General features: G+C 57.7%; 4 protein-coding genes and 1 pseudogene. 2 read left to right on the top strand and 3 right to left on the bottom strand.

The window, feature by feature from the left end; all coding sequences use genetic code 11:
• Positions 1-326, top strand: a pseudogene (locus tag Q0X21_RS09960) (hypothetical protein); the annotation flags it as partial.
• A gap of 27 nt (positions 327-353) precedes the next feature.
• On the opposite strand, the gene Q0X21_RS09955 reads toward Q0X21_RS09960, so the two are convergent.
• The 3 genes from Q0X21_RS09955 to dctP are packed head-to-tail and all read right to left on the bottom strand — an operon-like array spanning position 354 to position 3,105.
• The gene (locus Q0X21_RS09955) at positions 354-1,634 is read right to left on the bottom strand and encodes a TRAP transporter large permease (protein ID WP_297851723.1); all 1,281 of its coding nucleotides are present in this window, start codon (positions 1,632-1,634) and stop codon (positions 354-356) included.
• A gap of 14 nt (positions 1,635-1,648) precedes the next feature.
• Entirely contained in the window at positions 1,649-2,224 is a 576-nt protein-coding gene (locus Q0X21_RS09950) for a TRAP transporter small permease (protein WP_297851722.1), read from the bottom strand.
• The gene (gene dctP / locus Q0X21_RS09945) at positions 2,224-3,105 is read right to left on the bottom strand and encodes a TRAP transporter substrate-binding protein DctP (RefSeq protein WP_297851721.1); all 882 of its coding nucleotides are present in this window, start codon (positions 3,103-3,105) and stop codon (positions 2,224-2,226) included. The genes Q0X21_RS09950 and dctP overlap by 1 nt, the downstream gene beginning before the upstream one ends.
• Before the next feature lie 306 nt (positions 3,106-3,411).
• Between dctP and Q0X21_RS09940 the strand changes: the two genes are divergently transcribed.
• The coding region (locus Q0X21_RS09940) for a class I tRNA ligase family protein (RefSeq protein WP_297851720.1) at positions 3,412-4,861 on the top strand (1,450 nt) is incomplete at its 3' end.

The following is a 4,861-nucleotide window of genomic DNA, read 5'->3' as shown; positions in this document are numbered from 1 at the left end:
TGGGGCCGGAGGTCGTCGAAAAGCACAAGGTGTGCCTCGTAGCAGTCGGCATGGCACTCGATGGCGTGAATGCGGAACTCGACCAGGCGGGCAATATTCTCGGCGACTTGGCCGACCAGGTGAAGCGCGTGTACCTTCCCGGCCGCATCAATTACTCCGAACTCGAGCCCGAGCACCACGCCATCCTCGAGTCCCGCATCGACAAGTTGAAGGAGAAGGACGAACCGTCGGTGAACGAGCAGATGCTGATCGATACCTTCGGTGAAGGAATTGACCGTGTTGATCTCGATCGCCTCGATGAGATCGTCGAGTGGGTGCAAAGCTAACCCACATGTTTCACGTGAAACATCGCGTTAGGTTTTAGCCATGAAGTTCGGCAGGAACATCACGATGTCCGGCACAAAGAAGAGCAGAAGCGCGATGAGGAAAATCGCGATGGCGAATGGAACTGCACCGACGAACACTGTCTCGACCTTGAGGCGGACAGACCGAGCGACCACAAAAACGTTGAGGCCGAGCGGTGGAGTGATCAGGCCGATCTCTGCCATCAGGATGACCACAACGCCGAACCAGATCGGATCGAAGTCCAATGCGGTCACCACAGGCAGCGTGACAGGAACAGTGAGCGCGATGATGGCCATCTGGTCCATGAAGAAGCCGAGGATCAGGTAGCCGAGAGCGATCAAACCGACGATCACGAGCGGTGCCACCGGCAGGTCTGAAAGTGCCTGGACGATCTTATTCGTCGTTTGGGTTTCAACGATGAAGTGGCTGAACACGTGCGCGGCGAAAATGATCGAAAGGATCATCACCGTTGAGGACAGCGCTTCTTTGAACGAATCGGAGACATTCTTCCAGGTGATCTGCTTGCGCAGCCCCATGAGAAGGAACGCGCCAACAGCGCCGACACCGGCAGCCTCCGTTGCCGTGGTGATGCCGAAGAAGACCAGTCCGATCACGAGGACGAAGAGGAAGAACAACGGCAAGACATGCAGGCCCGCCTTCAATTTCTCGGCAAACGTGCTTTGCACGCCAGGTGGAACCGACTTCTTCTGCACAAGCATGGTCACCACAACGGAAAGACACAGTGTCACTGCGACGAGTGCGCCAGGCACAAAGCCGGCAACCAGCGTTTGGCCAACGGGCTGATCGGCTGTGATGGCATAGAAAACCAGCAGCACACTCGGTGGAATCATGGCTGCGAGCGTGCCCGCCGCAGCCACCGCACCGGAGGCCAGACGGGGGCTATAACCTTGGTCGATCAGCTGGCGTGCTGAGGTATGCGCCAATGTTGCTGCCGACGCGGTGGACGAACCGGAGACACTGGCGAAAATCGCGCCGGCACCGATCGCCGCGAAAGCAGTGCCGCCACGGACGCGACCAATCATGACCTGGGCGGCGTCGAAAAGATCTTTGAGATAGCCACTCTTTAGCACGAACTGTGCCATCAAGATGAACAGTGGAATCGCCGCCAGAGCGTTCTTCGAGATAGCGGACTGTGGCAGCGTTTGGATCGCGCCGAAGGTGAGTTCCCATCCCCCATGAATGACCAGACCAACGAGACCACTGAAAATGATCGCGAACGTGATCGGCACACGCAGGAGAATGAGCGCCAACAGGAGCAGAGTGATCATTAATGCCAACACGACTAGATCACCTCATTCGAATCGGCCGGGACAGCAACGCGGTCCACGTGAGGACCGCTGTCGGGATCAACACCGAAGATGACGTCGATAAGCGCCACAACGAGCGAAGCCGCAACGCCTAAAGGCATGAGGCTGTAAGTGACCCAGGTGGGGATTGGAACCGCTGAAGAGAGCGGCGGAGGTATTGCCCCGATCTGGAAGAAATAGGTTGCGGCGGCGACACCGGCGGAAATAAGGAAGATGGACGCGATGACCATGACGGTGTCGGACAGGCCGCGACAGAATTTCTGGAGGCGCGGGCCCAGACGGTCATAGACAAGCTCTGCTCGCACGTGTGCGCCTTCGTGGTAGGCCCAGGGAAGGCCGAGGAAGACAATTGCGGGGAGCAAGAAGGACTCGATTAGCGAGATATTCCAACCGAGCGGATGGCCCGAGAGGTAGCGCAAGCCGGCCTCAAGGGTCATGACAAGGGCTGTGATCGCCGTACAGATGGACGCGATCCAGATAGAAGCCCGGACGATGGCTCTGCGGATGCCACGAACGATCGGCGGGTGGCTCCGGGTGGTCGCTGTAGTCATCACAGAGCTCCTTCCTGTTTAGCGATTTCTTCCTCGTAGGCAGCGAGCACCTTCGAGCCAGGCTTGCCTGCTTCATCGAGAGCAGTCGCCCAATTGGACTTGATATCGGTCAGCAGTAAATCCCACTGCGCGGTTTCCTCCTTGGTCAGCGGGTGGAAAGTCATCCCGCCATCCTCAAGAGTCGTCTTGAATTCATCGTGAGAATTCTCAACGTTGTGGCACAGAGACTCATTCGTCTCGTTGCCCGCAGCGAGGAGCTTTTCTTGCAGTTCAGGGCTGAATTGCTGCCATTTGTCCTCAGAGATCACGAAGGGAATGCCGACGGCACCGAGATTCAGACCTTCAGTGCTGTGCTTCGCCACGGTGCCGAGGTCATACGATGCGGCACTCAAAAGCGAGAACGTCAGACCATCGACGGTCTTGCGAGTCAGAGCTTCGTAGATATCGCTGGCGGGCATACTCACTGCCGCGGCGCCGAGCTGCGTTGTGGTCACGTCCAGCGAACCGCCGGAGGAACGCAGGAGCAGTCCTTCGACATCTGCTGGAACACGGATCTCTTTATCCGTAGTCATGATCTCGTAATTTGGAACGATGTTGACCCAAAGCGGACGCATCCCGCGTGGACCATATTCTTCCTCATAGAGCACTCCCCCAGGTTGGAGCAGTTTCATCAGGGAGCGAGCCGCAACGCAGGCATCATTGGTCATGCCGGGCAGATCAGACACGCTGGTCAGCGGAAACTGATCTTCCAGATATGCGGCACTCGCAGGGGCCACATCGACTACGCCCGTACGGACCATATTGGCGAGGTCACGGGCATTTCCCATCTGGCCCGCCGGGAAGTACTGGAAGTCCAGCCCCTCCTGCTCCATCGTCTCCATGAACACCGCGGTTCCATGTACAGAGAACGGGTGCTTCGGCGAATAGCTATCCGCGAGGCGAACTGAATTTGGATCTTCAGACGGGCTTGCGCAACTCGCAATTATCAGACTTATGCAGGTCAAAAGGCCGAGTACCGCTGATTTTCTTCTGCGTTTCGGTTTTTGCATTACCAACTCCGTTACTTAGTTTTGTACAAGTAACAAATAACTGTGGTGCACATCATAGTGATGTAAATAACTCGCGGAGGGCATTTAGATAAATGGCCCTGCACCCAATGGTCAGGCCACCTATTACACTGGCTAACCATGACTAACGCGACTGGACCGGCGTACCGCTATACGGCAGGTATTGCCAATGAGATTGAGCAGAAGTGGCAGAAGTACTGGATCGATAACGGCACATTCAATGCCCCGAATCCGGTGGGCGATCTAGCCACTGGTGAAGGTGAGCTGCCAGCCGACAAGCTCAATGTCCAGGACATGTTCCCCTACCCCTCCGGTGCGGGCCTGCACGTGGGTCACCCGCTGGGCTACATCGCTACGGATGTCTTCGCGCGCTACAACCGCATGCTGGGCAAGAACGTGCTGCACACACTCGGTTACGACGCATTTGGTCTGCCTGCCGAGCAGTACGCCATCCAGACGGGTACGCACCCGCGCACGACCACGATGGCGAATATTGAGAACATGACGCGTCAGCTGGGCGCATTGGGCCTGGGCCACGACCGTCGCCGTTCAGTGGCCACGACTGACCCGGAGTTTTATAAGTGGACGCAGTGGATCTTCCTGCAGATTTTCAACGCATGGTTCGATGAAGATCAGCAGAAGGCACGCCCGATTGCGGAGCTTGTCAGCGAGCTTGAGGCCGGCCCCCGCACCACCAAGGACGGTCGTGTATACGCCGATCTTGATGTAACGGAGAAGCAGAAGGCTATCGACGAATTCCGTCTCGTCTACCTGTCTGACTCCATGGTCAACTGGTGCCCGGGCCTGGGCACGGTCCTCGCAAACGAGGAGGTCACTGCTGATGGCCGCTCGGAGCGCGGTAATTACCCGGTCTTCCGTAAGCGACTGCGCCAGTGGATGATGCGTATCACTGCATACTCGGACAGGCTGCTGGACGACTTGGAGCTGCTCGACTGGCCCGACAAGGTCAAGGCAATGCAGCGCAACTGGATCGGGCGTTCCCGTGGTGCGGAGGTCTCGTTCCAGTCTGAAGCCGGTCCGATCGATGTCTTTACCACCCGCCCCGACACTCTCTTCGGTGCCACCTACATGGTTCTCGCGCCGGAGCATGAGCTCGTGGATGAATTGGTGGCAGAGACGTACGCAGAGGACGTCGATAAGCGGTGGACCTATGGCGAAGCAACGCCGAAGGATGCTGTGGCGGCGTACAAGCGCGCGATCGCGGCGAAGTCTGACGTGGAGCGTCAGGAGAATAAGGAAAAGACGGGCGTTTTCCTGGGCTCCTACGCGGTGAACCCGGTCAACGGCGAGCAGGTTCCTGTCTTCATCGCAGACTATGTTCTGACTGGTTACGGAACAGGTGCAATCATGGCGGTGCCTGCGCACGATGAGCGTGACTACGAATTCGCCACTGTTTTTGGTCTGCCGATCGTGCCGGTGCTCGACGGAGGCAACGTCGAAGAAGAGGCCTTCACTGAGGACGGCCCGCACATCAACTCCGCGAATGACCGTGGCCTGGACATCAATGGTCTGGGCAAGGACGAGGGCATTGAGAAGGCCATTGCCTGGC

Origin of the sequence: uncultured Corynebacterium sp., from assembly GCF_947253065.1 — a bacterium.
GTDB lineage: Bacteria > Actinomycetota > Actinomycetes > Mycobacteriales > Mycobacteriaceae > Corynebacterium.
This window is presented reverse-complemented; position numbering and strand designations above follow the sequence as displayed.